The following is a 23,251-nucleotide window of genomic DNA, read 5'->3' as shown; positions in this document are numbered from 1 at the left end:
GGCGTTTGCGCTGTTCGATCCGGTGTTCCGAAGCGCCGCCGGCTCTTGCCTCTTCCACGGTGGCCGTCAAACCTGGGCGCCCCATGACCACCGCCAACACGCTATTCCGCCCCGACCTCCTCGCTAGATACAGCGCGAACGGTCCACGGTATACGTCCTATCCGACCGCCTTGCAGTTCCGCGACACGTTCGATCCCGCCGACTATGCGCGCGCCGCCGCCGATCCAGGCGCCTCGGCCACCGATCTCTCCCTGTACTTCCACATTCCGTTTTGTGACACCGCGTGCTTCTACTGCGGTTGCAACAAGGTCGCCACGAAAAACCGTGCGCATGCGCGTCCTTACGTCGCGCATCTGAAACGCGAAATGGCTTTGCAGGCAGCGTGTTTCGACACGCGGCGCCCCGTATCGCAATTGCATTGGGGCGGCGGCACGCCCACGTTCCTGTCGCACGACGAAATGGCGGAACTGATGGCGGCGGCGCGCGAGCACTTCACGTTGCTGCCCGACACCGAAGCCGAATATTCGATCGAAGTCGATCCGCGCGAAGCATCGCCCGAAACGATTGCGCATCTGCGTACGCTCGGCTTCAACCGCCTCAGTCTCGGCGTGCAGGATTTCGATCCGGTGGTACAGCGGGCGATCAATCGCATTCAACCGCTCGAGATGACCGCGTCGGTGATGCAAGCCGCGCGCGATACGGACTTTCACTCGATCGGCGTCGACCTGATTTACGGGTTGCCGCATCAAACGGTCGACAGTTTCAGCCGCACGCTCGACACGATGATCGAGCTCGCGCCCGATCGTCTTTCGGTGTTTGCCTACGCGCACATGCCGCAGCTCTTCAAGTTGCAACGTCAGATGGACGCGGCCACGCTGCCCTCGCCTGCCGTGCGGCTCGCGATCCTGCAACGGGTAGTCGAGCGGCTGACGGGCGCGGGCTATGTCTACATCGGCATGGACCATTTCGCGCTGCCCACCGACGAGCTCGCACGTGCACAAGCGCAGCGTACGTTGCATCGCAATTTCCAGGGCTATAGCACGCGTGCGGAATGTGATTTGATCGGCTTCGGCGCGTCATCGATCGGCAAGGTCGGCGATGTGTATGCGCAAAACGTCAAGGATCTGCCCGGCTACGCCGCGGCGATCGACGCAGGCAAGCTCGCGATCACACGTGGCGTGCGGCTCACTGCGGACGACCGTCTGCGGCGCGACGTGATCACGCAATTGATGTGCAATCTCGAACTGCGCTTCGACGAATTCGAAGCCGCTTATGGCATCCGCTTCGCCACTACGTTCGAGCCGGAACTGGAACGCTTGCGCGGCTTCGAGCAGGACGGCCTGGTGTCGGTGAGCGGCAGCAAGCTCGAAGTGCGGATGGCCGGGCGCATGCTCGTGCGCAACATCGCGATGGTGTTCGACCGCTATCTCGGTCAGCAGACGCTCGAACGGTTTTCCCGCACCGTTTGAAAACGCTAAATGATGGCTATGAACGAAAGAAAGCGACCGGCTTGCCCGTCGTCGAATTTTCGGCCATAATCTGCGTCTTCGCCGCGCGCCATATCCTGACGCGTGCGCTAGAAGACCTGCCCAGGTGGTGAAATTGGTAGACGCAGGGGACTCAAAATCCCCCGCCGCAAGGCGTGCCGGTTCGATTCCGGCCCTGGGCACCATGTAGCATTCCGGCCAGTACCGGTGAATTCTTCAAATTTCCACTGAGCCCGCAATAAGCTAAAAGCCTTGCGGGTTTTTTGCTTCCCACGGGAGCCGAGATCATCTATTGTCAGTCATGGCCAATCAGGTGATTTTCAGCGGCGCGCCGTCGCAGATCTGCAACCTTCCAGCGATCCTGAAAGGATGTGCCGTCATGGCTGTGATTGGCGGCATACATGTCTTCGCGTCGAGCGCTTTCCCGCTTCAATGGCATGTGCTGCTTGCACAAGCAGGCGCGGTGTCGATCGGCGTCGGCTTGCCGTTCGTCAAGACAGCGTTCACCCGGATCGTCATCGATACCGAGCAGATTGCCTGGACGCAAGGTATTCTGCACCGCCGGACATCGAGGCTGAAACTCTCCCGGATTCAGAGCATCACGTCGATCCACCCTTGGTGGCAGCGCGTATTCGGCGTCGGCACGATCATTTTGACGACCAACGATCTGGCGCATCCCGTGAGGCGTTTGCCGGGCATCAGGCACGCGGATCAGCTCTGCAGGAAGCTCGACGAGGCGATAGCCATGCAACAGGAACGGTTTATTGCCGCCGCCCCGTATGATCCCAACGCCCCCGATCACGCTCAGGCGCACAGCATTTGAACAGCCGGCTCCGTTCATCAATGTAAGGTGCCGGCCACTGCTGCATCGCAAGCGCCGGCTGCAAGATTTCTGACTCTACCGCCCCGCCACCCGCGCACCGCCATGCATTGACGCGCGCCGGCGCTTGAACACATAGCCGGCCCACATCACCACCAGCCACGCCGGCACGAGCCACACCGAGACCGACAGACCCGGCGTCATCGCGAGAATCACGAGGATCAGCGCCATGAAGGCGAGGCAGATCCAGTTGCTGACCGGGAACCAGAACGACTTGAACACGAGCGTCTCGCCCGCCGCCACCATCGCCTTGCGCGATTTCAGATGGGTCAGGCTGATCAGCGCCCAGTTCAGCACCAGCGCGGCCACCACGAGTGCCATCAGCAAACCGAGCGCTTCGGCCGGAATCAGATAGTTGATGATCACGCAGGTAAACGTGGCGAGCGCCGACAAACCGATCGCCATATACGGCACGCCGCGCCGGTCGACCTTCATCAGCGCACGCGGCGCATTGCCCTGTTCCGCGAGACCGTAGAGCATGCGGCTATTCGCATACACGCCGCTGTTGTACACCGACAGCGCCGCCGTCAGAACCACCACGTTGAGCACGTTCGCGGTCAGCGTCGAGCCGATCTGCGAGAAGATCATCACGAACGGGCTACCGCCAGCCGCTACCTGATTCCACGGATACAACGAAAGCAGCACCGCCAGCGAGCAGATGTAGAAAATCAGAATCCGGTAGATCACCTGATTCACGGCCTTCGGAATGCTCTTTTGCGGATCGTCGGCCTCAGCCGCCGTGATGCCGATCAACTCGAGCCCGCCGAACGAGAACATGATGACCGCGAGCATCATGAACAGGCCGTGAAACCCATGCGGGAAAAAGCCGCCGTTGGCCCAGAGATTAGTGATCGAAGCTTGCGGGCCGCCGTGACCGCTGATCAGCAGATAGCCGCCGAACAGAATCATGCCGATCACCGCCACCACCTTGACGATTGCGAACCAGAATTCTGTTTCGCCATAGGCTTTGACGTTGGCGAGATTGATTGCGTTGATGATGGCGAAGCACACCAGCGCCGAGACCCACGTGGGCACCCCCGGCCACCAGTAATGCACGTAGGTGCCTACCGCAGTCAGCTCGGCCATGCTCACGAGCACGTACAGCACCCAGTAGTTCCAGCCGGACAGAAAGCCGGGAAAGTCGCCCCAATACTTGTAGGCGAAGTGACTGAACGAACCGGCGACCGGTTCCTGCGCGACCATTTCACCAAGCTGCCGCATGATCATGAAGGCGATGATGCCGCCGATCGCGTAGCCGAGAATCATCGACGGACCGGCTGCCTGCAATACGCTGGCGGAGCCGAGAAACAAGCCGGTGCCGATCGCGCCGCCCAGCGCAATCAGCTGGATGTGGCGATTCTTAAGCCCGCGCTTCAGGCCGTCTTGCTGCTGTGCACTATTCAAATTGCGCCCCAGTGTATGGATATCGATCACCCGGTCAGACTTATGGTCCGGCCCGGCAGAACCCGAAATTTTAGCGTGTCCGAAAATACCTAAATACTGGGAGCAACCCGCGCTTGGTTCTGCGCCGCACTGAACGGCGAGGATAGTGGTTGTCACTGGCGTGGCGCTTCTGTATGTTCGCCTAGTCGAGGTTTCAGCCTTCGGAGATTCAACATGTTGCCCAAACGTCTGCTTTGCGCCGCTGCTTTGTATCTCTGCTTCGCTGGGGCGGGTGCCTTCGCGCAAACCGCGGCGCCCGCGGCAGAACCCGCCGCCGAACCCGCCACCGAACCGGCCGAGATGCCCGGCATGGAGTCGAGCGCACCTGAAGCGCCGGCCCCGCCGCCTGCGGCACCTGCCACGCCTGCAGCACCCACTCCCGCACCCGCCCCACCCGTCACGCCCAGGGCGACTGCCTCCACACCTCCCGTAGCACCGGTGACCGGCCCCGTGCGCAACGTCGTGCTGGTTCATGGCGCGTTCGTCGACGGGTCGAGCTGGAACGGTGTCGTCGCGAAGTTGCAGCAAAAGGGCTATCACGTGAGTTCGGTGCAGAATCCGCTCACGTCGCTCGCCGACGATGTCGCCGCGACCCGCCGCGTCCTTGCGCGGCAGGACGGCCCGACCATCCTGGTGGGGCACTCGTGGGGCGGCGTCGTGATCACCGAAGCCGGCGCGAATGCGCCGAACGTAGCGGGTCTTGTCTACGTGGCCGCGATTGCGCCGGACCTGCACGAATCGACGGTGGATCTGATGAAGCGCGCGGCGCCAGCGCCCGCGACTCAAGGCATCACCGCGGATTCAACGGGCTTTCTTTGGCTCGACCGCACCAAATATCACGCCGACTTCGCCGCCGACGTGCCCGAGAATCTGACGCGCGTGCTCTCCGCCGCGCAACAGCCGATGGCCGCGAAGGCGTTCAGCGAAACGGTAAGCCAGGTGGCGTGGCGAGAAAAGCCGTCGTGGTACATCTTGACGACGAGGGACCGCGCGGTGTCGCCCGAAGTCGAACAGTTCATGGCCAACCGGATGGGCGCGAAGATCGTGCCCATTTCATCGAGCCATCTCGTGCCGGTATCGCATGCGGGCGCGGTCGCCGATGTGATCGATCGCGCGGCGCGCGAGTTGAGCCGGCAGCAGTAGCCGGCGCCCCGGCTCGGCCGCTTGAGCGACGCCCCACTTCGTCACGCGGCTAGCGCAGCATGAACGACATCGCCGACAGGCAGTTCAGCATACGCACCGCATGTTCCGCCGACTCCGCGCCAAAGCGCAGCGTGACGGCGTCGACGCGCGTGAGCGTCGGCCATTGGCAGAACAGATCGGCGAGCGCGGTGGTTTGCACACGCAATTCGCATTCGACGGGCTTCGCGGCAGCGCGCGTCGCTTGTGGCGCATGACCGTTGTCGATGTAGTGCCGCACCACTTCGCGTGCAGCAATTTCGATTGCATCTCGCGCGCTCGCCGGGGTTTGCGAAACACCGCTCGCATGCCCCGTCGCGCTCTTGGTGACGACAAAACGCGCGCTGGGAAAGCGCGGTGCGGTTTCTTCCGCGAACGCATCGTCGCCCGATAAAAGCGCTACCTGTGCGCCATATTCTTCTGCTAACGCTCCATACAATCCCGCCTCGCCGACTTCGACGCCGTTCAGCGAAACGCGCGCGAACGCAAAGCTGTTGATCGTGTGCGCGAGGATGCCGCGCGTCTGCGACTTCGCGTGATAGCCGATCATGAACACCAGCGCCGCACCGTATTCAAGCCCGGCCATCATGCCGAGCGTACGTGGTTTGCCGAGCACGACCTGGGCACGTGCGTCGAGCAGATCGGGCAGGAGGTTGCGGAAGCCGCCATGCGAATCGTTGACCCATACATGCGTCGCGCCGCCGGCGAATGCGCCTTCGATCGCGGCGTTCGCTTCGAGTGTCATCCAGCGGCGCGCGGCCTCGTATTCGCCGTTGCCCGCGCGCGTTTGCTCGGGATGGAACACGCCGGCCACGCCTTCGATATCGGCGGAAATCAGGACTTTCATCAGGAGCTCAGGAGGATTGCTTGAGAAGTTGAGCGAGGTCGGGAGCGGCGTCGTGCAGCGCTAGACGCCGATGGCCGTCGCGGCCCGTCACCGACGTGGCGCTCCACAATGCATCGACGATCGCTTGCTCGACGCTGTCCGCGCAGGCACGGAATAGTGAATCGAGGCGTGCATCGGCGAGCATTGGCGGCAGCGCGATGAAGTCGGCATCGTGCGGCACGGTGTAGGCCGTTGAAAATGCCAACGCTATATCGCCGCTGCCGTGGCCGTACACCGAACCGGTTCGTGCGAGACCTGCCGCGGCGCGCAATGACAGACGCTTGAGTTGGCGAGCGTCGAGCGGCGCGTCGGTGGCGACGATCATGATGATCGAGCCTTGCTCGGGTTCCGAGACGGCGACTGCTTTCGCTGCGCGTTCAGCCAGCACGCGACCGAGCGCCGTGCCGTCGATCGTCAACATCGGCAGGCGGCCGAAGTTCGCCAGCACCAGGGCGCCGACCGTATAACGCTGCCCTGCTACCTCGATGACGCGCGATGCGTTACCAATCCCGCCCTTCAGATCGAAGCACGACATGCCGCGGCCTGCGCCGACCGAACCGCTCGCGACGTCAACGCTCGCCGCTTCACACGCAGCGTTGTAATGCCGTTCGCTTACCGCCAAAGCCTGAATATCGTTCAGGTATCCGTCATTACACTCGAACACCAATGGATTGACCGTCGACCATTCGCGTCCGATTTGCGGATTACCTTGAATTGCAGCGCGAATCTGCGCCTGTGCGACCGCGGCCACGCCAAAGGTATTGGTCAACGCAATCGGCGTTTCGAGCACGCCGAGCTCTTCGACTTGCACGAGCCCGATGCTTTTGCCGAATCCGTTGATCACTGAGGCAGCCGCGGGCACCTTCTCAAGAAAAGGATCGCCGGAATGCGGACGAATCACGGTCACGCCGGTCTGTACAGCACCATCATCTAGCGTGCAATGTCCTACTGTCACGCCGTGCACGTCGGCAAGCGTCCCGCGCGGGCCGCTTGGCAACACACCGATATGCGGTGCACTTGCACCCACAGGTTCACTCAAACTCATGGCCGGTCGAGCTTCGGATCGAGCGCATCGCGCAAACCGTCGCCGAGCAGATTGAATGCCAGCACGGTGAGGAAAATCGCCAGACTCGGAAACAGCGCGATATGCGGCGCCGTGACCATATCGGCGCGCGCTTCGTTGAGCATCGCGCCCCACTCCGGCGTCGGCGGTTGCGCGCCGAGTCCGAGAAACGACAAGCTCGCGGCCGTGATGATCGACGTGCCGATCCGCATCGTGAAGTACACGACGATCGACGAAATCGTCCCCGGCAGAATATGCCGCACGATGATGGTCCAGTCCGATGCGCCGATGCTGCGCGCCGCTTCGATATACGTGAGTTGCTTGAGCATCAGCGTATTGCCGCGCACGAGCCGGGCAAACGCCGGGATGCTGAAAATCGCCACCGCGCAGATCACATTGATCATGCCGTTGCCGAGAATCGCAACCACACCGATCGCCAGCAGAATGCCCGGGAAGGCAAACAGCACGTCGGCAACGCGCATCGTGATGCGATCCCACCAGCCCTCGTAGTAACCGGCCAGCAACCCGAAAAACGTGCCGATCACCGCGCCGATCGCCACCGATAGAAAACCTGCCTCGAGCGAAATGCGCGACCCCGCCAGAATCCGGCTGAAAATATCGCGCCCCAGCGAATCGACGCCGAACCAGTGCGCGGCCGAGGGCCCCGCGTTCAACGCGTCGTAGTCGAAGTAATTCTCTGGATCGTACGGCACGATATGCGGCGCGAGAATCGCGACCACGATCAGCAACAGCACGAAAATACCGGCGCCGAGCGCCGCATGCTGCTTGCGGAATTTGCGCCAGAATTCACTCCACGGCGTGCGGATCGTGCTTTCTGCGAGGGCGGCCTTGACCGCATTCGCCTCGGTGGCTGAGATGCTCATGCGGGCCTCACTTGAAACGGATGGTCGGGTTGATGACGGCGTACAACACGTCCACAACCAGGTTGATGATGATGAATTCGAGCGAGAACAACAGCACCTCGGTCTGAATCACCGGATAGTCGCGCATCGTCACGGAGTCCACCAGCAGGCGTCCGAGGCCCGGCCAGTTGAACACCACTTCGACCACGATCGAACCGCCCAGCAGAAAGCCGAATTGCAAACCCATCATCGTGATGACCGGGATCATTGCGTTGCGCAGGCAGTGTTTGACGATCACGAGCCGTTCGGGCACACCTTTCGCGCGGGCGGTTCGCACGAAGTCTTCATTCATCACTTCGACGAAGGAAGCCCGCGTGAAGCGCGCCATCACCGCCGCCACCGCCGCGCCGAGCGTGAGCGAGGGCAGTACGTAGCTCTTCCATGAACCGTCGCCGACAATCGGCAGCCAGCCGAGCTTGACCGAAAAGATCTCCATCAGCAGCATGCCGAGCGCGAAGGCGGGAAACGAAATGCCCGACACCGCCAGCGTCATGCCGAGCCGATCGGGCCAGCGATTGCGCCACACCGCCGAGACGATGCCGATGCCCATGCCGAGCATCACCGCCCACACCATGCTGGTGAGCGTGAGCAGCAGTGTCGGCATGAAGCGCTCGCCGATTTCCTGGCTGACTGGCCGCTTGCTGCGGGTGGACGTGCCGAAGTCGCCATGCGCCAGCTTCACGAAGAAATTGGCGAATTGCTGCGGCATCGGTTTGTCGAGTCCGAGATCGGACCGCACTAGGGCGACAGTGGCTTCGTCGGCCTCGGGGCCGGCCGCGAGCCGAGCGGGGTCACCGGGCAGCAGATGCACGAACAGGAAGACCAGCACCGCGACGATGAAGAGCGTCGGTACCAGCCCAAAAAGACGTTTAACAAGGAAGTTCAGCATGAAACCCAATCCGGCAATGATGCGGGCAACGAAGGATCGTCTGCAACGATGAAAGCGGGACCTCGCCACCCAGCCGGCACATTCCAGAGGAGCGCGCCGGGCCGGGCGGCCCGCGCGTTACTTGACCGCTATCTCATCGAAATTGAACGAACCGTCCGGCGCGACGTAAGCACCCGACAGACGCTTGCTACGCGCGTAGACGATCTTCTCCTTAACGAGGAAAATCCACGGCGCGTCAGCCCAGATGCGCTTTTGCGCATCCGTGTAGAGAGCGGTCTTTTGTGTGCGGTCCGTGGTTTGGAGCGCTTTCGTCAGATCGCTGTCGACCGCGTCGTTCCTGTAGTACGCGGTATTCATCAGCTTCGGCGGGGCCGAGATGGAGGCGAGCAGCGGCGAGAGCGCCCAGTTCGCTTCGCCCGTCGACGCTGACCAGCCGATGTAGTACATCCGCACCGGCGCGGTCGCCGGGTCTTGCGCACTCTCTACTCGCGCCACGCTCTGGCCCGCTTCAAGCGCTTCGACCTGTGCCTTGATGCCGACCTGCGACAGTTGCTGCTGAACGAACTGGATCACTTTCTGCGCGGTCGAATAGTTATACGCAGACCACAACTTCGTTTCGAAGCCGTTCGGATAACCCGCTTCCTTCAGCAGTTCGCGGGCCTTGGCCGGGTCGTACGGCCAGGGGCCGAGCTTCACCGCGTAGTCGACGCCTTGCGGTACCACACCGTCTGCCGGCGTCGCATAACCGGCGAACGCGACCTTGGTCAGCGCGTCCTTGTTGATCGCATAGTTCAGCGCTTCGCGCACCTTCGGGTTATCGAATGGCTTCTGGTTGACGTTCAGGCTGATGTAGCGCTGGATGATCGAGGGCGAAGCGATCAGATCGACCTTCGGGCTCGACTGCAATTGCGCCGCCTGTTCGAACGGCACCTGGAATGCGAAGTCCGCTTCGCCGGTACGCATCAACGCCGCGCGTGTGTTGTTGTCGGCCACCGGCTTCCAGTCGATCGCATCGACCTTCGGATAACCCTTCTTCCAGTAGCCGGCGAATTTCTTCACCGTCAGGTCGCCGGCCGGGTCCCACTTCACGAGTTCGAACGGACCCGTGCCGACCGGATGGAAGGCGATGTCCTTGCCATATTTTTTCAGCGCGGCCGGCGAAATCATCACCGCCGAAGGATGCGCCAGCACGTTGATGAACGCCGAGAACGGCGCCTTCAGCGTGATCTTCACTGTGTACGGATCGACCACCTCGGTTTTATCGATCTGGTTGAACATGTTGTAGCGCTTCAACTTGTTTGCCGGATCGGTCACGCGGTCGAAATTCGCTTTCACCGCGGCAGCGTTGAAGTCGGTGCCGTCCTGGAACTTCACGCCGTGGCGCAGCTTGAACGTGTAGACCGTGGCGTCGGGGCTCGCTTCGTAGCTGTCGGCCAGCACGTTGACCAGCTTCATGTCCTTGTCGAAACCGAACAGGCCTTGATAGAACGACTTGGAGACGGCTTGCGACAACGTGTCGTTGGCGTCGTACGGATCAAGCGACGTGAAGTTCGACGCGACTGCCATCACGACGGTCGTGTCCGCGTGCGCCACATTGCCCGCGAGCATCGCGAACACCATCGCGCCGCCGCTGACCAGCGCGCGCAAACGAAACGGAGAAGACGGGACCAGCAGGTTCATGAGGTTGGCTCCAGGCTGCGAATTGAATCAGGGTTATGTGCTGCGAGAGAAAATTTTTCGTGACAATTCAGTCAGGCTGACCCTATGAATAGGGTTGAAAACCGCATCGACCCAGGCCACCATGCTGGTTATGGCACAGAAACAGCGACCTCCGGACCTTTCCACACTAACTCATGCGGAGAAGGATGCCCTGATCCTGAGCTTGTTCGCGCGTCTGGAAGCGCTCGAAACGATGGCGCGCAAGGACAGTCACAACTCAAGCAAGCCGCCATCGTCCGACGGTTTTGTCAAGAAGACGCGCTCCTGATGCATTCGACAAGAAGGCAGGCGGGCAAATCGGTCGCAAAGGGACGACGTTTACGCTCAATACTGCTAACGTCCTGTGACGGTTCAGCAGCTAGGCAGCGGGCTGTATAGGATCGCCGGCAAAGGCCCGCTGTAATACGTCAAGCATGCCATGGCCTTGCTTGCGCAGTGTGTCGAGGCAGGAACGAATGACGCAGAAATTTTCGGCACCGTCGAGTGTGCGAAAGCAGCCGGATATTTTCTGCTTCACTTTTGGCATACGGACGGCGCGTTCGCCAAGGTTGTTGGTGAACGGGACAGCCGGATCGCGGATAAAAAGCAGCACAGCATCGGCATGTTGGCGCAAGCGGCGCAGTAGATTGAAGGCGATGGACTGCTTGCAGCGCCCCCGCTTGCCGGCCGGTTTGACGACCTCCGGATTAAGTCGCTCGCCCTCGCACAGAATCGCCTGGTAGAGCGTGTCAAAAGCCGCGATGTCTGCGGTGCAAAGCGTGCTGTGCTTCTGTCGTACCGCCTCGCATATGTCGTTGGCGTTGAGCAGAAAATCTATCATCCGCTGCGGCCAGTCGTGGCCGGTGAGCTCTTTCACGTAGACCAGTTCGCGTAAGAGGTGAGCGTTGCACAGCGCATGAATGCAATCGAGTTGCCAATATGGAGCCCAGCAATCGTGAACCAGCACGCCCAGACGGCTAGGCAAAATGCCATGCGCTTCGATGGCCTCCATGCCACGTCTGGCGTGAACGCCATACCACGTGTGCGTCTCGCTTGCCGCGATATGCAGCCAATGGAGCTTGCTGGCAACGCGTAGGCCTGACTCGTCGACGTGCAGTAGCGCCGCCTGGCGCAATTGATCGGCGATGAGAGCGGCCGTGCTGTCCAACGCGCTGCGGGCTTCGCCTACCCATGACACCAGGGTGCCAGGCGAAACAGCGATGCCATACAGGTCTTGAATGAGCTGGGCCGCGCGCGCGAACGGCAAGAGCTGCCCTTGCGTCAGATGTACACCTAAGGCTCGCAGGTTCGGACCATATTGAACGGCCTCCGTCACGCCCGCAGGAAACGTGCTTACGTGCGATTGGCCGCACTGGCAGACCAGTTCCAGCGTACGGTGCTCGATAACATCACAGGCTGTCGCGGGCACATCGAATACTTGCCGTCGTTCGGACACACGGGCTTCGTCCTGCGGCAGCCAGTTGTGACAACGATCGCATTGCGCTGGCAATGGATGGTACACGGTCTGGGTCGGCTGCTCGACTTGCTTGAGCGTCGTCCCTTTGTGACCGATTTGACCACCGGCCTTCTTGCCGGACGCCTCACGCAAGGAGCGCGTCTTCTTGACAAAGCCGTCGGACGATGGCGGCTTGCTTGAGTTGTGGCTGTCTTTGCGCACATTCGTTTCGAGCGCTTCCAGACGCGCGAACAGGCTCAGGATCAGGTCATCCTTCTGCGCATGTGTCAGTGTGGAAAGGTCCGGAAGTCGCCGTTTTTTTGCCATGGCCAGCATGATGGCCGAGGTCGCTACAGTTTACAACCCTATTCATATGGTCAGCCTGGCTGAATAGTCACAATTTTTCTTCAGGTTGGGCGCTGCATTCGGGGCTGCATTCGAAGCTGTGTTGCGTGCTGCGCTCGAGGCTGCGTTCGGATCGGCACGAGTCTTCGTGCGCGCCTAGTAAGCGCCACCGACCCGATGCCGAGCCACGAAATGATCCGGTCCGACAGCAACCAGTGGCGCCACAATCGGTTCATCGTTCAGCGAGCGGATCGGGCTCGGAATCTCATCGGCGGCGAGCATGCGTTTCGCGTGACGGCGCGCCGGATCGGCAACCGGCACGGCACCCATCAGCTTCTTCGTGTACGGATGCTGCGGCGCTTCGAACACCGCGCGACGCGGACCGATCTCGACGATCTGGCCGACATACATCACCGCGACGCGATGGCTGACACGCTCCACCACTGCCATGTCATGCGAAATGAACAGATACGCGACGCCCAGCTCGCGTTGCAGATCGAGCATCAGGTTGACGATCTGCGCCTGCACGGAGACGTCCAGCGCGGAAACGGATTCGTCGGCGATCACGACTTTCGGATTCAACGCCAGCGCGCGCGCAATCGCGATACGTTGCCGTTGGCCGCCGGAAAATTCATGCGGATAGCGGCGTGCCGCTTCGGGCGGCAAACCGACCTTTTCGAGCAGCCACGCGACGCGTGCCTGGGCTTCCGCGCCCTGAGCGACGCCGTGCACGAGCAGCGGCTCCATGATCGAGAAGCCGACCGTCAAACGCGGATTCAGCGAAGCAAACGGGTCCTGAAAAATAAACTGGATATCGCGGCGCAGCGCTTGCAACGCAGGGCCTGTGAGCGAGCTGATTTCCTTGCCGTCGAATTCGATCGAACCGCTCTGGCTTTCCACGAGGCGCAGCAATGAACGGCCCGTTGTCGATTTACCGCAACCCGATTCGCCGACCAGCGCCAGCGTTTCACCCGGGCGCAGGTCAAAGCTGACTTTCTCGACCGCATGCACGCGGCCCGTCACACGGCCGAACACACCACTCTTGACTGGAAAGCGCGTGACCAGATCGCGCACGCGCAGAACCGGCGGTGTGCTTTCGCAGACTAGCGGCTGGGTTTCTTCCGCTACGGCGGCTGCGGGACGAACGGCTTTATCAGCGCCGGTGAGCGCCGCCTGCTCGACGGTCAGAATCGGGAATTTGGCGGGCTGGTCGGTGCCTTGCATCGCGCCGAGTCGCGGGACGGCGGCAAGCAGCGCCTTCGTATAAGGATGCGACGGCGCGCCGAATAGCGCATCCGACGCACCCTCTTCCACTTTCTCGCCGCGATACATCACCAGCACGCGATCGGCCACTTCGGCGACCACGCCCATGTCGTGCGTGATGAAGATCACGCCCATGTTCATCTCGTCCTGCAAGCCGCGAATCAATTGCAGGATCTGCGCCTGGATCGTCACGTCGAGCGCGGTGGTCGGTTCATCGGCAATCAACAAGGCGGGCTTGCATGACAGCGCCATCGCGATCATCACGCGTTGACGCATACCGCCCGATAGTTGATGCGGAAAGCGCGCGGCCACCCGGCGCGCTTCCGGAATACGCACGAGTTCGAGCAGACGCAGCGTTTCGGCGTGCGCGGCGGAACGGCTCTTGCCTTGATGCAAGGCAATCGCTTCGCTGATCTGGTCGCCCACCGTGAACACCGGATTGAGCGAGGTCATCGGTTCCTGAAAGATCATCGCGATGTCGGCGCCGCGAATCGAACGCATCGTGCCGGACGATGCTTTCGCAAGGTCGAGCACGCTGCCGTCGCGGCGCCGGAAAGCGATGCTGCCGCCGGCAAGGCGCCCACCGCCATGCTCGATCAGCCGCATCAACGCAAGCGACGTCACCGATTTGCCCGAGCCCGATTCGCCGACGATCGCCAGCGTCTCGCCACGCTCGACCGTCAGCGAGAGATTGCGCACCGCGTTGAAGGTCTTGTCGCCGCTGCGAAATGCGACCGACAGATCGTCGACCGCAAGCACGCATTGTGGCGGCAAGGTTTCGATAAACGGACGAGCGCTGTGCGATGAAGTCGGCACGATGGTTCCTTTTATTTCGAACGCGGCTAACGGTGGTTCATGCGAAAATTCAAGTGAAGGTTCAGACAGCAGAGCAGTTCAGGCGACAGCGCAGCGACACAGCACTAGCGGTAAATCGCCGTCACCGGCGTCTCGCCGATCCTCGCGAAACCGCGATACATGCCTTCGGTATTGAACGGCAGCGTGACGTTGCCGCGTGCATCGACGGCGATCAAACCGCCGCGTCCGTCGATCTTCGGCAAACGGTTCATCACCACGTCATGCGCCGCCTCTTCAAGCGAGACGTTGCGGTAGGCCATTTGCGCCGCGACGTCGTAGGCCGCGACCATGCGCATGAACATCTCGCCGGAGCCAGTGGTCGAGACCGCGCAGGTTGCGTCGTCCGCATAGCAGCCCGCGCCGATCAGCGGCGTATCGCCGACCCGGCCCACCTGCTTGTTGGTGACGCCGCCCGTCGAGGTCGCGGCCGCCACGTGGCCGTGCTGATCGAGCGCGACCGCGCCCACCGTGCCGAACTTGCGATTCGGATCGATCGGTTCGTGCGGTGTGGGGTCGTCGTCATTCGAAGACGGCGCGGCGGCCAGCGTGGCGCCGTCGTGATCGAGCATCGCGCGCTGCTGACCGCGTGCGAGCTGCCATTGACGGTGGCGCGCTTCGGTGTCGAAATAGCCGGGCTCGGCGAATTCAAGTCCTTGCGCGGCCGCGAAGGCTTCCGCGCCAGCGCCGGTAAACAGCACGTGTTCGCTGCGCTCGAGTACGCGACGCGCCGCCAGAACCGGATTGCGTACACGCGTCACACAGCAGATCGCGCCCGCATCGAGCGTGCTGCCGTCCATGATGGCCGCGTCGAGTTCATGCGTGCCGGCCGCTGTGTAAACCGCGCCACGGCCCGCGTTGAAGAGCGGGCAATCTTCGAGCAGACGCACGGCTTCGCTGACGGCGTCGAGCGCGCTGCCGCCGTCGGCGAGGACGCGCTGGCCCGCACTCAGCACGGCGTGCAAGGCAGCGTGATAGTCGGCTTCGGCGCTGGCCGACATCGATGCGCGCAGGATCGTGCCTGCCCCGCCGTGAATTGCAATGACTGCGTTGGAGTTCATCGTTTTGTTTTGGTAGTGCGGGTTGTTCGGGAGGTACGCGTGGCGGTACGTGTAGAAGCGCGCGCCGGGCGCTCGCTCGTGCCGGAGCCCGCGGCTTGCGAATCGGTGAGCCACGGCAGCACGAATTCGGTGACCTCGGCGGCCGCCTTCACCGAGCGCTTCGCGCGATAGGCGACCGCGTCGCACAGCGCTTCGATGACGGCCAGCACGGCCGAATCGGCATTCGCCGCGAGCCGCCGTTCGGCGCGGATATAGAGCGAGAGATCCGCGAATTGCGCAAGCGGCGAGTGCGGGCCATCGGTCAATGCAAGCACGCGGGCGCCGCGACTCGATGCGCGACGCGCGAGTTCGATCGTGTCGTCAACGTAACGCGGGAAGGCAATGCCGATCACCAGATCGCCTTCGTTGGAGGCGAACAGGCGCCGTGCGGCATGCGACGCTCCGCCGATCAACGCAAGCGACTGCACGTTGTCGTGATACGGCATCAGGCCGTGTTCCATCAGGCCGGCGAGAAATGCGCTGGCGCCGTAGCCGAGCACGAATACACGGCGCGCGGCGATGATCGCTTCGACGGCGGCTTCGGCCGCGGCGCTATCGATCGCGCTGCGCGTGGAGTGCAAGTTGGCCGCCGCCTGTTCGAGCGACGCGCCGATCAGATCGTCACCGGCTGCAAGCGACTCCTGCGCGCTGCGCAAACGCTCGACCGGCGCGAGCGTCGCTTCGAAACCGCGCACGAGTGCTTCGCGAAACTGCGGATAGCCGTCGAAGCCGAGCGCGCGAGCGAAGCGATTCGCCGTCGCCACCGAGGCGCCGACCACGCTCGCCAGTTCGTCGATCCGCATGGTCGCCGCACGGAACAGATTCGCCAGCACGTATTCGCCCATGCGCCGATGGATTGGCGTGAGGGTCGGCATGGCCGCGGCGATGCGCGCGGCAATGGCCTGCTCAGCGGGGTTGGAAGCAACGGACGAATGAGTCATGCGAACGAGCCATCGGAACGACAGTCCTGGGGGACTTCCTTCCGGGCGTAATGAAAATGAATGAAAGTATATTTACATAAAAACCTCTCGCAAAAAAATTCATTTTCATTCTCGAGGGTTTTCACCGACGCAGGCCCGCAAGCAACGCGACGGCCAGCGCGGATAGCCCGGCGGCGCAGCCATACGCCCAGCCCGCGCCGATCCAGCCGACCAGCAACCCGCCGAGCGCCGGCCCTGCCGAATACGCGACGCCGCGCGCCAGTTCGAGCCGGCCATTGGCCTGGGCATACGCTTCACGTGGCACGATCGAGGGCACCAGCGAAGGCGCCGCGACGTTGTAGGCAACCGTGCCGGTCGCGGCGCTGAAGCCGAGCGCGGCGAGCAGCGGCAAGCTCAGCGTGTGCGTCATCACGAGCAGCAGTACGCACAGCATGGCGACCACGCCCACGCTTTCGGCGAGCGCCATCAACGTGCGGCGCGAACGACGGTCAGCCCAGACGCCGAGCGGAATCGACAGCAACAGGAACGGCGACGTCTGCGCGGTTTGCAGCAGACCGGTCTCGCGCGCGCCAGCGCCGAGCGCGAACACGGCGACGAGTGGCGCGGCGGCGAGGCTGATCTGCTCGGCGGATTGCGCGACCAGATTCGACCATGCGAGCCGCTGGAAGGCGGCCGGCAAGCGGAGCGCGGATGAAGACGGTGAAGAGGAACGGACATGCATCGATGAACTCCTGCGACTAGACGTGGAAATCCCATCGTGGTCGCTATGGCGCTGCACGGCGCTCCGCTTCTTGCGGTGTTATTCTTCGCTCGCCATGAATCTCGAAAGCATTCTCTTCACTCAGGGTTTCGGCTCGCGCCGCCAATGCCGGGCGCTGATCGGCGACGGCCGCGTGAGCGTCGGTGGGTCAGTCTGCACGGATGCCGAGGCCGATTTCCCAACTCACGACGACGCGTTCTGCTTCAGTGTGGACGGGGTCGTCTGGCCGTATCGCGAGCACGCCTATCTGCTGCTGAACAAACCCGCAGGCTATGAATGTTCGCGCGATCCACAGCATCACCTGAGCGTGTTCAGCCTGCTGCCGCCGCAGTTCGCCGAACGCGGCGTGCAATGCGTGGGCCGCCTCGATCAGGACACCACCGGCCTCCTGCTGCTTTCCGACGACGGCAAGTTCGTCCACATGTTCACGTCGCCGAAACGCAAAGTGCCGAAGCGATATATCGCGACCACGCGCCATCCCATCGACGACGTCCAGTTGAGTGCCTTGCGCGGCGGTGTCTTGCTGCACGGCGAGCCCAAACCGATCGTCGCCGTCGAGGCCGAGGCGCGCGGCGAGCACGCGCTGGCCCTCACCGTGATGGAGGGCAAGTATCATCAGGTCAAGCGGATGATCGCGGCAGCCGGCAATCGTTGCGAAGCGCTGCATCGCGAGCGGATCGGCGGACTTGCATTGCCCGCGACGCTCGCAGAAGGAGCGTGGCAATGGCTCGACGAAACCGACCTCGGATCTTTACGGAGCGGGTAAACCGGTAGAACCCTTTTAAAGCCTTGATGCATCAGGAGAATCGTGTACGCGCCCGCACATAAGCCCTGCGGGGCGTCTGATTGCACGCTGCGACGCAGCATGCTCTTCCTTACAACTCGCCCTATACTCGATTAAACAAAGACTACAAAGGGTTCAAGGAGGGGCGCCATGGTCATCCACGACACTATCGGGATCTCGTCCGTGATGATTGCTTTCATGTGTCTCGGGCTCGCCCTGGTCGGCGGCTTGCTGATCATCATGCGGCTGCGGCATAAATATCATCCGAACCTGATCGGCGCATTGATTGGCGCAATGCTGTGCTTCCTGTTGCTGGAGGCGTTGCCGGCACTGACGTAAGCCACCAAGGTCTCGCGCGGCGAGGGATGATTCAGGCGCTCTTCCTTCCGGTCGAGCCAGCTACTGTAGTGCCCTTCCACGGAATGCCGTGGCCGCGGTCGGCGTGGCGCGAGCGACGATTCGCTGGGCTGGCTCAGCCGTCCGTCTCTGTTTGGCCGTGCATCGCGCTACCGGCTCGACCGCGTACCTCGCGCACCTCGCGCAAAAAATCTTCAACACTCGGATACCGCAGCCGTACGCGCAATTCCTCTTTGAGGCGCCGGTTCACGAGCCGCCTCGATTCCCGCATGAAAGACAGCAAGGTGGGCTCCATCTGTTGCTCCGCGTCGGCCCGCGTGATGCGCGGCGCGCGCTCGAGGCCGAACGCGTCCGCCACTACGTCGAAGTACTCGCCCATTTTCAGCGACGTGTCGTCGGACGCGTGAAACACGCGCGCCGGCCGCCCGTGTGTGACGAGGCGCACGAGGATCGCGGCAAGATCGTCGGCGTGGATGTGATTGGTGTAAACATCGTCGGCGTCGATCAACGCCGGCGTGCGCTTTTCCAGCCGCGCGAGCGGCAAACGGTTGCTCGCGTAAATGCCTGGAATCCGCGCGATGCTTGCGGCGACCACGCCTCGCGCGGTGGCGCGCCGCAGTTGCTGCTCGGCCGACACGCGACGTTTAGCACGCGCATTGGCCGCCTGCGTTATGCGCGTCTCGTCGATCCACGCGCCGCCGCAATCGCCGTAGACGCCCGTCGTGCTCGCGTACACCAACCTCACGGGCGCGCGCGGAGCAGCGGTCCAGCGCACCCTGTCGGGTACAATATTGGCTGTCTCAGATTCAGCCCACGAGGCACGAATGCGGCGCAGCCGCCCGACCGGCCCCACCGCGCCGCGCGCGGCACGCAGTGTCCGATCGCGGCGCGCGCTCAGCGTAGCGAGCAAGGCACGGGTACGGCAATCGTCATCGCCGGTCTTTTGCGGCGGCGCGAGATGCAGCACCGTCGGCGCAAGACCGGCAAGCCGTTTCAGACTGCGGCGCGCGTCGAGGTCGCCGACCAGCGGCGTGACGCCAGCGGCGCGCAGTTCGGCGCTGCGCCCGGCGTGGCTGGTGAGCGCGAAGAGGTGGGCGCGTGGCCGCAACAAGGGCACACAGCGCATGCCGACGTCACCGCAGCCAACTATCAAGACGCGCGGCCGGCGTAAATTTCGTGTCGCTTTCATGGTGGACGCATTGTAGCCGTCAAGCGCGGCAGGTACCGCACAGTGATGCAGCGGGTCCGATAACGATTACCGACTTTTCGATTTCGAACACTCTATGGCATTTAACGTCACGCTCCGGCAAAGCGGCCGGCAGTTTCAGGTAGAACAGGACGAACCGATCCTGATCGCGGCCTTGCGCCAGGGCATCGGTCTGCCGTACGGCTGCAAGAACGGCGCCTGCGGTTCGTGCAAGGGCACGGTGGTCAGCGGTGAGATCGAACAGCGTCAGCATTCGTCGTCGGCCTTGTCGAACGACGAAAAGACGCGCGGCATGGCGCTCTTCTGCTGCGCGACGGCATGCAGCGATCTCGAAGTGGATATCCGCGAAGTGGCCGGCGTGGGCGACGTGCAGGTCAAGAAACTGCCGTGCCGCGTGAACGCGATCGAGCGCAAGGCCGACGACGTCGTCGTGCTGAAGCTGCAACTGCCCGCCAACGAACGTCTGCAATATCTGGCCGGCCAGTACCTCGAATTCATTCTGAAAGACGGCAAGCGCCGCAGCTATTCAATGGCGAGCGCGCCGCACACAGAAGGCCCGATCGAATTGCACCTCCGTCACATGCCCGGTGGCGCATTCACGGACCACGTGTTCAACACGATGAAAGAGCGCGACATTCTGCGCTTCGAAGCCCCGCTCGGCACCTTCTTCCTGCGCGAAGATTCGGCTAAGCCGATCGTGCTGCTTGCCTCGGGTACGGGCTTCGCGCCGCTGAAGGCGATCATCGAACACGCCGTGTTCAAGAACCTCGACCGGCCGATGACGCTCTACTGGGGCGCGCGCCGCAAGAAGGATCTGTATTTGCTCGAGCTGGCCGAGCAATGGGCTCGCGAGATTCCGAACTTCAAGTTCGTGCCAGTGCTGTCGGAACCGGATGCGGGCGATGCGTGGACGGGCCGTGTCGGCTTCGTGCATCGCGCCGTGATTGAGGATTTGCCGGATCTGTCGGCTTATCAGGTGTACGCGTGCGGCGCGCCCGTAATGGTCGAATCGGCGCAGCGCGATTTCACCCAGCATCATGCGCTGCCGGAAGACGAGTTCTACGCGGATTCCTTCACGAGCGCGGCGGATCTGGCGAACGCGGTTTGAGGAAGTGCGTGGCATCGGCGCAGGCGCATCGATGCTCGCGAAGCGGAGTTCTGGAAGCGCGGCTATGCAAATAGCCGCGCTTTGCGCATGTATGGCTCACGCCGGCGAAAGCGTCGATTCTGATCTGCAACGCGTGCGCCTGATTTTCTAGCGTCGCATGCTCGGGCCGGAGCATTTTGCGCAAAGGCATGCATCCATCGCTGCCAGCTACACCCAGATTCGCAACAACAAAATCAACCGCGGCCAGTGTGTCGAACAACCTGCGACCGTACACCGGCTCGTGGTGCGCGACGCGATTACGCGTCTGATAGATGTGCTCCAATTGCGTGGCTACCCTCGACCGGTCGATCCGCTTGTCCGGGAAAATGCGCTTGAGCGACGATTTCCATAACGTCTGCTCGTACTCGCTGGAAAACAGCCGCTTCCAGAAGTACATCGTGAGTTGGGTGATGACCTGTCCGCCTAGGACAACGATCGCTTTCTGCCGCGCATCGAGCCTGAACTCGTGACTCAGCCCCGGCGGCACACCGCGACGGAACGCCGCCTCATCGAGAGCGCGCTTCTCAGACGGGTTCAGTTTGGCGTAGGCGGCGCGCTGCGCACTGCGAACCGCCGCTTCAATCTTGCTTCGCTCCTCGTCTTTCCATGTAAAAGGCGCGGGTGGCCGACGCAACCAACTTTCCACGCCGAAATAGTCGGTCAGCTTGTCGCATACCGCGTTGCGCAGCGCAATCTCGACGACTGCAGTAATGCTCATCAGGGTGCCAGCAAGCTGCAACATCTGCTGATGAAGAGCGATGGCCGCACGAGTGCTGCCCGCCATTGCCTGAAACGTACCAAGGCGTTCGCCCGAAAGCAGTGCGGCGACTGCCGTAATGTCTTCGTCTGTCAGGTGTTCCATTGACCTTTGGCTCCTACGCTTTTAAAATTGTTAGCGATAAGTCGGGATCAGCGTCGGCAGCTATCTTCGGATGGGCGGACCCCCGGCTTCCTGATTACAAAATGGGCGCTCTTTCGAGCGCCCATTTGCATTTGTGACGGCCGTTCTGCCTACGTCGTTCGGGCCTCGAACAACCGCCGTCACATTTTGGTCAGCCGTACATCTCATAATCGGCGTACAGCCTGAGCTCGCGCTTCGGATAAAAATATCCGTCCAATGCAAATTCATGGTTTACACCAGCGCTTTCCTTGTCGTATTCTTTCGCGCATGAACCGCATCCAATCCGAACTCCGACGTCGCCGCTCGCCGCTCCCATAGGGGCGCCGCTGGCTTCGTCACGGATTCGCGCCGCACAAAGGCGCAAGCAGTTCGAATCATGAAAGCCACGGCATGCCGTGGCTTTTTGTTTTGTGTTTTCGTAATTCCGGCCCCTGTTTCATAGGTGGCCAATCGCTCATTAACCCCTTCACCCGCTGTCTGGAGCCTGCCGTCATGAATTTCACCGAGTACCCGATCGAGTCGCTGATGTACATCACCAACCGGCCCGAAATCGTTTTCACGCACGGCAAGGGCTCGTGGCTCTACGACAATAACGGCAAGCGATATCTGGACTTCATCCAGGGCTGGGCGGTCAACAGCCTCGGTCATTGCAACGACGGCATGATCGAAGCACTGAACAAGCAGGCGCAACTGCTGCTCAATCCGTCGCCGGCCTTCTACAACGGCCCGATGGCGCAACTCGCCGGCCTGCTCACGCAGCACAGCTGTTTCGACAAGGTGTTCTTCGCGAACAGCGGCGCCGAAGCAAACGAAGGCGCGATCAAGCTCGCGCGTAAGTGGGGCAAGAAGTTCAAGGACGGCGCGTTCGAAATCATCACGTTCGATCACAGCTTCCACGGCCGCACGCTCGCCACCATGTCGGCAAGCGGCAAGCCGGGCTGGGACACGATCTACGCACCGCAGGTGCCGGGTTTCCCGAAGGCGGATCTGAATGACATCGCGTCGGTTGAAAAACTCATCAACGCGAAGACCGTCGCGGTGATGCTCGAACCGATTCAAGGCGAAGGCGGCGTGATTCCCGCCACGCGCGAATTCATGCAGCAACTGCGCGCGCTGACCAAAAAGCACAACCTGCTGCTAATCGTCGATGAAGTGCAAAGCGGCTGCGGCCGTGCGGGTACCTTGTTCGCGTACGAACTGTCTGGCATCGAACCGGACATCATGACGCTCGGCAAGGGCATCGGCGGTGGCGTGCCGCTCGCGGCGCTGCTCGCGAAAGCCGACATCGCCGTGTTCGAAGCGGGCGATCAGGGCGGCACGTACAACGGCAATCCGCTGATGACCGCGGTGGGTTACTCGGTGATCTCGCAGCTGACCGCGCCGGGCTTCCTCGAAGGCGTGCGCGCACGCGGCGAGTATCTGCGCGCCAAGCTGCTGGAATTGTCGGAAGAGCGCGGCTTTGAAGGCGAACGTGGTGAAGGTCTGCTGCGCGCGCTGCTGCTCGGCAAGGACATTGGCAACCAGATCGTCGAGAAGGCTCGCGTGATGCAACCCGACGGCCTGCTGCTGAACGCGGCCCGTCCGAACCTGCTGCGCTTCATGCCTGCGCTGAACGTCACGAACGAAGAAATCGACCAGATGATGGCGATGCTGCGTTCGATTCTCGACACGCTGTAATCACACAGGAAAG

20 protein-coding genes, 1 tRNA gene and 1 pseudogene are annotated in these 23,251 nt (G+C 62.2%); 9 read left to right on the top strand and 13 right to left on the bottom strand.

What is annotated here, in order from left to right; all coding sequences use genetic code 11:
* The first annotated feature begins 83 nt into the window (after positions 1-83).
* From hemN to P0D84_RS03835, 3 genes are all read left to right on the top strand, one after another.
* Positions 84-1,469, top strand: a complete 1,386-nt coding sequence (gene hemN / locus P0D84_RS03845; protein WP_408332589.1) for an oxygen-independent coproporphyrinogen III oxidase — start codon at positions 84-86, stop codon at positions 1,467-1,469.
* 118 nt (positions 1,470-1,587) lie between these two features.
* Positions 1,588-1,672: transfer RNA gene (locus P0D84_RS03840), tRNA-Leu, on the top strand.
* A gap of 116 nt (positions 1,673-1,788) precedes the next feature.
* Complete coding sequence (locus P0D84_RS03835; protein WP_408339657.1) at positions 1,789-2,310, top strand: PH domain-containing protein; 522 nt, start codon at positions 1,789-1,791, stop codon at positions 2,308-2,310.
* A 75-nt stretch (positions 2,311-2,385) separates the two neighbouring features.
* Here the strand turns inward: P0D84_RS03835 and P0D84_RS03830 are convergent, their stop codons facing one another.
* Entirely contained in the window at positions 2,386-3,771 is a 1,386-nt protein-coding gene (locus P0D84_RS03830) for an amino acid permease (protein ID WP_408332587.1), read from the bottom strand.
* Between the two features lie 213 nt (positions 3,772-3,984).
* Here P0D84_RS03830 and P0D84_RS03825 point away from each other — a divergent pair, with 213 nt between their 5' ends.
* Complete coding sequence (locus P0D84_RS03825; protein ID WP_408332585.1) at positions 3,985-4,953, top strand: alpha/beta fold hydrolase; 969 nt, start codon at positions 3,985-3,987, stop codon at positions 4,951-4,953.
* A gap of 49 nt (positions 4,954-5,002) precedes the next feature.
* Here P0D84_RS03825 and P0D84_RS03820 read toward each other — a convergent pair whose 3' ends face one another.
* From P0D84_RS03820 to gsiB, 5 genes are all read right to left on the bottom strand, one after another.
* Positions 5,003-5,836 (bottom strand): M55 family metallopeptidase, encoded by an 834-nt coding sequence (locus tag P0D84_RS03820; RefSeq protein ID WP_408332584.1) that lies wholly within the window; start codon positions 5,834-5,836, stop codon positions 5,003-5,005.
* Between the two features lie 7 nt (positions 5,837-5,843).
* Positions 5,844-6,920, bottom strand: coding sequence for a DmpA family aminopeptidase (locus tag P0D84_RS03815; protein WP_408332582.1), 1,077 nt, complete (start codon positions 6,918-6,920; stop codon positions 5,844-5,846).
* On the bottom strand, positions 6,917-7,822 hold the full coding sequence (gsiD, locus tag P0D84_RS03810; protein ID WP_408332581.1) for a glutathione ABC transporter permease GsiD: 906 nt from the start codon (positions 7,820-7,822) through the stop codon (positions 6,917-6,919). Before gsiD ends, P0D84_RS03815 begins: the two co-directional genes overlap by 4 nt.
* 7 nt (positions 7,823-7,829) lie before the next feature.
* Positions 7,830-8,750, bottom strand: a complete 921-nt coding sequence (gsiC, locus tag P0D84_RS03805) for a glutathione ABC transporter permease GsiC (protein WP_408332579.1) — start codon at positions 8,748-8,750, stop codon at positions 7,830-7,832.
* A 117-nt stretch (positions 8,751-8,867) separates the two neighbouring features.
* Positions 8,868-10,430, bottom strand: a complete 1,563-nt coding sequence (gene gsiB, locus P0D84_RS03800) for a glutathione ABC transporter substrate-binding protein GsiB (RefSeq protein WP_408332577.1) — start codon at positions 10,428-10,430, stop codon at positions 8,868-8,870.
* A gap of 94 nt (positions 10,431-10,524) precedes the next feature.
* Here gsiB and P0D84_RS03795 point away from each other — a divergent pair, with 94 nt between their 5' ends.
* On the top strand, positions 10,525-10,737 hold the full coding sequence (locus tag P0D84_RS03795) for a DUF6444 domain-containing protein (protein WP_408332575.1): 213 nt from the start codon (positions 10,525-10,527) through the stop codon (positions 10,735-10,737).
* A gap of 90 nt (positions 10,738-10,827) precedes the next feature.
* Here P0D84_RS03795 and tnpC read toward each other — a convergent pair whose 3' ends face one another.
* The 5 genes and pseudogenes from tnpC to P0D84_RS03770 form a co-directional block, all read right to left on the bottom strand.
* The gene (tnpC, locus tag P0D84_RS03790) at positions 10,828-12,231 is read right to left on the bottom strand and encodes an IS66 family transposase (RefSeq protein ID WP_408332573.1); all 1,404 of its coding nucleotides are present in this window, start codon (positions 12,229-12,231) and stop codon (positions 10,828-10,830) included.
* Between the two features lie 174 nt (positions 12,232-12,405).
* Entirely contained in the window at positions 12,406-14,328 is a 1,923-nt protein-coding gene (locus P0D84_RS03785) for a dipeptide ABC transporter ATP-binding protein (protein WP_408332572.1), read from the bottom strand.
* A gap of 104 nt (positions 14,329-14,432) precedes the next feature.
* Positions 14,433-15,425, bottom strand: a complete 993-nt coding sequence (locus tag P0D84_RS03780) for an isoaspartyl peptidase/L-asparaginase family protein (protein WP_408332570.1) — start codon at positions 15,423-15,425, stop codon at positions 14,433-14,435.
* Positions 15,422-16,405, bottom strand: a complete 984-nt coding sequence (locus P0D84_RS03775; RefSeq protein WP_408332569.1) for a MurR/RpiR family transcriptional regulator — start codon at positions 16,403-16,405, stop codon at positions 15,422-15,424. Before P0D84_RS03775 ends, P0D84_RS03780 begins: the two co-directional genes overlap by 4 nt.
* Before the next feature lie 127 nt (positions 16,406-16,532).
* Positions 16,533-17,126: pseudogene (locus tag P0D84_RS03770) on the bottom strand (MFS transporter); the annotation flags it as partial.
* A 94-nt stretch (positions 17,127-17,220) separates the two neighbouring features.
* Here P0D84_RS03770 and P0D84_RS03765 point away from each other — a divergent pair.
* Both P0D84_RS03765 and P0D84_RS03760 read left to right on the top strand, forming a co-directional pair.
* Positions 17,221-17,931 carry a pseudouridine synthase gene (locus tag P0D84_RS03765; RefSeq protein WP_408332567.1) on the top strand — a complete coding sequence of 237 codons (711 nt, stop codon included), beginning with the start codon at positions 17,221-17,223 and terminating at the stop codon, positions 17,929-17,931.
* 168 nt (positions 17,932-18,099) lie between these two features.
* Positions 18,100-18,288 carry a hypothetical protein gene (locus tag P0D84_RS03760; protein ID WP_408332565.1) on the top strand — a complete coding sequence of 63 codons (189 nt, stop codon included), beginning with the start codon at positions 18,100-18,102 and terminating at the stop codon, positions 18,286-18,288.
* Between the two features lie 133 nt (positions 18,289-18,421).
* On the opposite strand, the gene P0D84_RS03755 is transcribed toward P0D84_RS03760, so the two are convergent.
* On the bottom strand, positions 18,422-19,495 hold the full coding sequence (locus P0D84_RS03755; RefSeq protein WP_408332564.1) for a Rossmann-fold NAD(P)-binding domain-containing protein: 1,074 nt from the start codon (positions 19,493-19,495) through the stop codon (positions 18,422-18,424).
* Positions 19,496-19,589: 94 nt separating this feature from the next.
* On the opposite strand from P0D84_RS03755, the gene P0D84_RS03750 reads away from it, so the two are divergent.
* Entirely contained in the window at positions 19,590-20,621 is a 1,032-nt protein-coding gene (locus tag P0D84_RS03750; protein ID WP_408332562.1) for a CDP-6-deoxy-delta-3,4-glucoseen reductase, read from the top strand.
* Here P0D84_RS03750 and P0D84_RS03745 read toward each other — a convergent pair.
* Positions 20,587-21,522 carry a hypothetical protein gene (locus tag P0D84_RS03745; protein WP_408332560.1) on the bottom strand — a complete coding sequence of 312 codons (936 nt, stop codon included), beginning with the start codon at positions 21,520-21,522 and terminating at the stop codon, positions 20,587-20,589. The genes P0D84_RS03750 and P0D84_RS03745 overlap by 35 nt on opposite strands.
* A 531-nt stretch (positions 21,523-22,053) precedes the next feature.
* Here P0D84_RS03745 and P0D84_RS03740 point away from each other — a divergent pair.
* The gene (locus tag P0D84_RS03740; RefSeq protein ID WP_408332558.1) at positions 22,054-23,238 is read left to right on the top strand and encodes an acetylornithine transaminase; all 1,185 of its coding nucleotides are present in this window, start codon (positions 22,054-22,056) and stop codon (positions 23,236-23,238) included.
* Positions 23,239-23,251: the final 13 nt, after the last annotated feature.

The sequence above is a fragment of the Paraburkholderia sp. RL17-337-BIB-A genome (genome assembly GCF_046025895.1).
GTDB classification, from domain to species: Bacteria; Pseudomonadota; Gammaproteobacteria; order Burkholderiales; family Burkholderiaceae; genus Paraburkholderia; species Paraburkholderia fungorum_C.
The sequence above is the reverse complement of the archived record's forward strand: the minus strand, read 5'-3'. Positions and strand labels throughout refer to the sequence as shown.

What these genes read in the sequence shown, in the direction of transcription:
- hemN (WP_408332589.1), top strand. Translation starts at nt 84, where the DNA reads ATGACCACCGCCAACACGCTATTCCGCCCCGACCTCCTCGCTAGATAC.
- P0D84_RS03835 (WP_408339657.1), top strand. Translation starts at nt 1,789, where the DNA reads ATGGCCAATCAGGTGATTTTCAGCGGCGCGCCGTCGCAGATCTGCAAC.
- P0D84_RS03825 (WP_408332585.1), top strand. Translation starts at nt 3,985, where the DNA reads ATGTTGCCCAAACGTCTGCTTTGCGCCGCTGCTTTGTATCTCTGCTTC.
- P0D84_RS03820 (WP_408332584.1), bottom strand. Translation starts at nt 5,836, where the DNA reads ATGAAAGTCCTGATTTCCGCCGATATCGAAGGCGTGGCCGGCGTGTTC.
- P0D84_RS03815 (WP_408332582.1), bottom strand. Translation starts at nt 6,920, where the DNA reads ATGAGTTTGAGTGAACCTGTGGGTGCAAGTGCACCGCATATCGGTGTG.
- gsiD (WP_408332581.1), bottom strand. Translation starts at nt 7,822, where the DNA reads ATGAGCATCTCAGCCACCGAGGCGAATGCGGTCAAGGCCGCCCTCGCA.
- gsiC (WP_408332579.1), bottom strand. Translation starts at nt 8,750, where the DNA reads ATGCTGAACTTCCTTGTTAAACGTCTTTTTGGGCTGGTACCGACGCTC.
- gsiB (WP_408332577.1), bottom strand. Translation starts at nt 10,430, where the DNA reads ATGAACCTGCTGGTCCCGTCTTCTCCGTTTCGTTTGCGCGCGCTGGTC.
- tnpC (WP_408332573.1), bottom strand. Translation starts at nt 12,231, where the DNA reads ATGGCAAAAAAACGGCGACTTCCGGACCTTTCCACACTGACACATGCG.
- P0D84_RS03780 (WP_408332570.1), bottom strand. Translation starts at nt 15,425, where the DNA reads ATGAACTCCAACGCAGTCATTGCAATTCACGGCGGGGCAGGCACGATC.
- P0D84_RS03775 (WP_408332569.1), bottom strand. Translation starts at nt 16,405, where the DNA reads ATGACTCATTCGTCCGTTGCTTCCAACCCCGCTGAGCAGGCCATTGCC.
- P0D84_RS03765 (WP_408332567.1), top strand. Translation starts at nt 17,221, where the DNA reads ATGAATCTCGAAAGCATTCTCTTCACTCAGGGTTTCGGCTCGCGCCGC.
- P0D84_RS03760 (WP_408332565.1), top strand. Translation starts at nt 18,100, where the DNA reads ATGGTCATCCACGACACTATCGGGATCTCGTCCGTGATGATTGCTTTC.
- P0D84_RS03755 (WP_408332564.1), bottom strand. Translation starts at nt 19,495, where the DNA reads ATGAAAGCGACACGAAATTTACGCCGGCCGCGCGTCTTGATAGTTGGC.
- P0D84_RS03750 (WP_408332562.1), top strand. Translation starts at nt 19,590, where the DNA reads ATGGCATTTAACGTCACGCTCCGGCAAAGCGGCCGGCAGTTTCAGGTA.
- P0D84_RS03745 (WP_408332560.1), bottom strand. Translation starts at nt 21,522, where the DNA reads ATGGAACACCTGACAGACGAAGACATTACGGCAGTCGCCGCACTGCTT.
- P0D84_RS03740 (WP_408332558.1), top strand. Translation starts at nt 22,054, where the DNA reads ATGAATTTCACCGAGTACCCGATCGAGTCGCTGATGTACATCACCAAC.